We start from the raw sequence: 3,675 nt of genomic DNA, 5'->3' as shown, positions 1-3,675 counted from the left end.
CGCTCGCATAGCGAGTGGCGGGGAGGGGTCGGGGGTGGGGGGCGGCCCAGGATCGAAGACGTTCCGTCTTATCCGTTCACATCATTCGTGCTCACTGCGGCTTCAGGCCGATCTCGTCCATCAGGCGGGTCTGATAGGCGACGTCGTTCTCCAGGAAGGTCTTGAACGCGTCGGGGCCGGCGCCGTCGACATAGAGGCCGGAGTCCTCGATCAGCTTCTTGAGCTCGGGCGTCTGCAGGGCGCGGGCGATCTCGCGATGCATGCGCTCGACGCGGTCGCGCGGCGTCGAGGCCGGAAACAGCACGCCGAACCAGCCGAGCAGCTCGTAGTCCTTGACGCCGGCCTCCTGCATGGTCGGCGTGTCGGGCAGCGCCGGGGTGCGGCGCGAGCCCGTGATGGCGAACGCCTTGATGGTGCCGGCATTGACCAGCGGCACCGCCGTGACGGTCGACACGAAGGTCATCGACACGGTGCCGCCGATCACGTCGCTCATCAGCGCCGGCGTGTTGTAGGGCACGGCCGTCATCGATATGCCGGCCCGCACCTCGAACAGCCGGCCGGCGACGTGGGTGAGGTTGCCGACGCCCGAGGTCGCGTAGGTGAGCGTGCCGGGCTTCTGCTTGGCCAGCGCGACGATGTCGGCGACCGACTTGCCCGGCAGGTTCGACACCAGCGCCAAGCCGTAGGACTGCGCCAGCAAGGTGACGGGCGAAAAGTCCTTCACCGGATCGTACAGCACGTGCTTCTGGACGATCGGGTTGGCGACGTGCGAGCCGGTGGTCAGCAGCATCGTGTAGCCGTCCGGCTCGGACTTCGCCACCGTGGTGGAAGCGAGAATGCCGTTGGCGCCGGGGCGGCTCTCGACGATCACCGACTGGCCGAGATACTCGGTCAGCTTTTGCGCGAGCCCGCGGGCCAGAACGTCTGTCGAGACGCCGGGCGGGAACGGATTGATGATCCGGATGATCTTGTCCGGATATTCGGCGCGGGCCGGCCCCGCAACGAGCGGCGCGAGCAGCAGGGCGAGCGCGGCGAGAGCCGCGCGAGACATCGACTTGGGCACGAGAACCTCCCGGGGTTCAGGACGGAGAGTCTTTTTTGTCGTTGCGGCGGGGGCGGCGCGACGGCGCGGTCGCGTCGGCGAGGGTGGGCGGGGCACGGAACACGGCCGCGAGCAGCGGCACCAGCACGCGTTGCGCCGTCTCCATGTCGGACGGGTCGTAGGTGGAGTCCGGCGGATCGTCGGCGACCGCCTGGACGCGGCCCGGCTTGCCGAGCAGGTGGATCAGCGTCCCGATCATCACGTGATAGCGCCACTGCAGATCCTGCGGCGCGAGATCGGGCAGCAGGCGCGCCACGCCTTCGAGGAAGCGGCGACCGGGCTCGCGATAATGCCGACGCAGAATCTCCTGCACGCGCGCGTCGCCGCTGTCGGCCGTGATGCGGCCACGCAGCCGGCCGAAGCGGATGCGCGCCTCCGACGAGCCGAACCCGATGGTGAGGCCGGGCGCCAGATAGGCCTCGATCAGCGCCTCCAGGGTGAGTGCCGCGGCGGGGCCGTCGAGCAGCGCGTCGAGCCGGCGGCGGCGCTCGGCCGCGAGCGGCGCGGCGCGGCGCTCCAGCACGGCGGCGAGCAGATCCTCCTTGCGGCCGAAATGATAGAAGATGGCGGCGCCGTTGACGTCGGCCGCGCTGGTGATCTCGCGCACCGCGACGGCGTGGAAGCCGCGCTCCGCGAACAGCGCCTCGGCGGCGTCGAGAATGCGATCGGCCGTGCCGGCGTCCTCGGCCTCGGTCTCGGCCGGCCTTGCAAGCGCTGGCGACGCGGCACGGGTCCGCGGCACCGTCCCCCCGGCACCACGCCGCGCCGTCCGCGTTCCCCTGCCGGCCTCGGCCACGTCTCCTCCGATCGGCTCGCTCGTTTCGCCGGTGATCCCAGCACACCCCCGTCAGTCAGTCAATTGACTGAATTTTCACCGCGAGGCGGAGGCGCGCCGGCCGGGCCGGTCGCCGGGGGACGGGCACGGACGCGTGCTACGTAGGACGCCCTAGTGTTGACGGCGCGCCCGCCGATCTATCAGGGTGGCCCCGTGGCTCGTCGGGTCTGCACGTGCGGACGGACGGCGCGCCGGAGAGTCGGACCCCCATGCCCCATCAACGCCCCTCGCCCGCCGGGGCGGCCGCCGCCGATCCGCAGGTCGTCATCATCGAGGACGACGCCGACGTCCGGCTCGGCTGCATCCAGGCGCTCGCGCTGGAGCGGATTCGCGCGCTCGGCGTCGAATCGACCGAGAAGGCGCAGCGCCTGCTCGGCCCGAGCTTCGCCGGCGTCGTCGTCTGCGACATCCGGCTGCCCGGGCAGGACGGCCTCTCCTACATGCGCGAGCTGGTGGCGCAGGACGCCGCCCTGCCGGTGATCCTGATCACGGGCCACGCCGATGTCGCTACCGCCGTGCAGGCGATGCGGGACGGCGCCTACGACTTCATCGAGAAGCCGTTCACGTCCCAGCACCTGGTCGAGGTGGTACGGCGCGCGCTGGAGAAGCGCACCCTCACGCTGGAGGTGCGCGGCCTCAAGAAGCAGCTCGCCGGGCTCGGCAGCCTGGAGAGCCGCGTCATCGGCCGCTCGCCCGTCGTCGGCCAGTTGCGGCAGACCATCACCGAGGTCGCCGCGACCTCGGCCGACGTGCTGATCCTCGGCGAGACCGGCACCGGCAAGGAGCTGGTGGCGCGCTGCCTGCACGACGCCTCCGGCCGGCGCGGGCCGTTCGTCGCGCTCAACTGCGGCGGCCTGCCCGAGACGCTGTTCGACAGCGAGATCTTCGGGCACGAGGCCGGCGCCTTCTCGGGCGCTGTCAAGCGGCGGATCGGCAAGATCGAGCACGCGGCGCACGGAACGCTGTTCCTCGACGAGATCGAGAGCATGCCGATCCCGATGCAGATCAAGTTCCTGCGCGTCCTGCAGGAGCGCACCATCGAGCGGCTCGGCTCCAACCAGCAGATCGCCGTGGACTTCCGCGTCGTCGCCGCCACCAAGGCCGACCTCGCGGCCGAGAGCGCCGCGGGCCGGTTCCGCAACGACCTGTATTTCCGCCTCAACGTCGTGGCGCTCGAGCTGCCGCCGCTGCGCGCCCGGCGCGAGGACGTGCCGCTGCTGTTCGAGCATTTCGTCACCCAGGCGGCGCTGCGCCACGGCCGCGAGCCGCCCGAGATCACCGAGGCGACGATCCGCGAGCTGATGGCCTATGGCTGGCCCGGCAATGTCCGCGAGCTGCGCAACTACGCCGAGCGCCACGTGCTCGGCATCAAGGTGTCGAGCACGGCGAACGACCGGCCGGTGCCGCTCACCGAGGCCGTCGACCTGTTCGAGAAGTCGCTGATCGCGGAGGAGCTGCGCCGCCAGCACGGCAACGTGCTGCGCGCCGCCAAGACGCTGTCGATGGCCAAGTCGACCCTGTTCGACAAGATCAAGAAGCACGGCCTCGACGAGGAGTAGCGTAGCGCCGGCCCGGTGTTCGGTGGACCAGCTCGAATCCATTACGAACAAGGTCGGAGCCAGATCCGCCCCCCACCCCCGACCCCTCCCCGCCATTCGCTGACGCGAATGGGAGGAGGGGAGCCGAAGCGCCTAGATCGGAGAAGACGAGGGACCGCAGCGCCTCTGCTCCCCTCCCC

3 protein-coding genes are annotated in these 3,675 nt (G+C 70.6%); 1 reads left to right on the top strand and 2 read right to left on the bottom strand.

Going from position 1 to position 3,675, the window contains the following annotated elements; genetic code table 11:
* Window positions 1-91: 91 nt before the first annotated feature.
* Together CH341_RS29405 and CH341_RS29400 are read right to left on the bottom strand one after the other, a co-directional pair.
* Window positions 92-1,063, bottom strand: a complete 972-nt coding sequence (locus tag CH341_RS29405) for a Bug family tripartite tricarboxylate transporter substrate binding protein (RefSeq protein ID WP_111422873.1) — start codon at window positions 1,061-1,063, stop codon at window positions 92-94.
* A gap of 16 nt (window positions 1,064-1,079) precedes the next feature.
* Window positions 1,080-1,844: a TetR/AcrR family transcriptional regulator gene (locus tag CH341_RS29400; RefSeq protein ID WP_170149858.1), complete on the bottom strand. Its 765-nt coding sequence runs from the start codon at window positions 1,842-1,844 to the stop codon at window positions 1,080-1,082.
* Window positions 1,845-2,146: 302 nt separating this feature from the next.
* Here CH341_RS29400 and CH341_RS29395 point away from each other — a divergent pair, with 302 nt between their 5' ends.
* A complete protein-coding gene (locus CH341_RS29395) occupies window positions 2,147-3,496 on the top strand; it encodes a sigma-54-dependent transcriptional regulator (RefSeq protein WP_111422867.1) in 1,350 nt (449 codons plus the stop codon).
* Window positions 3,497-3,675 lie beyond the last annotated feature (179 nt).

Source organism: Rhodoplanes roseus (assembly GCF_003258865.1).
Lineage (GTDB): Bacteria > Pseudomonadota > Alphaproteobacteria > Rhizobiales > Xanthobacteraceae > Rhodoplanes > Rhodoplanes roseus.
This window is presented reverse-complemented; position numbering and strand designations above follow the sequence as displayed.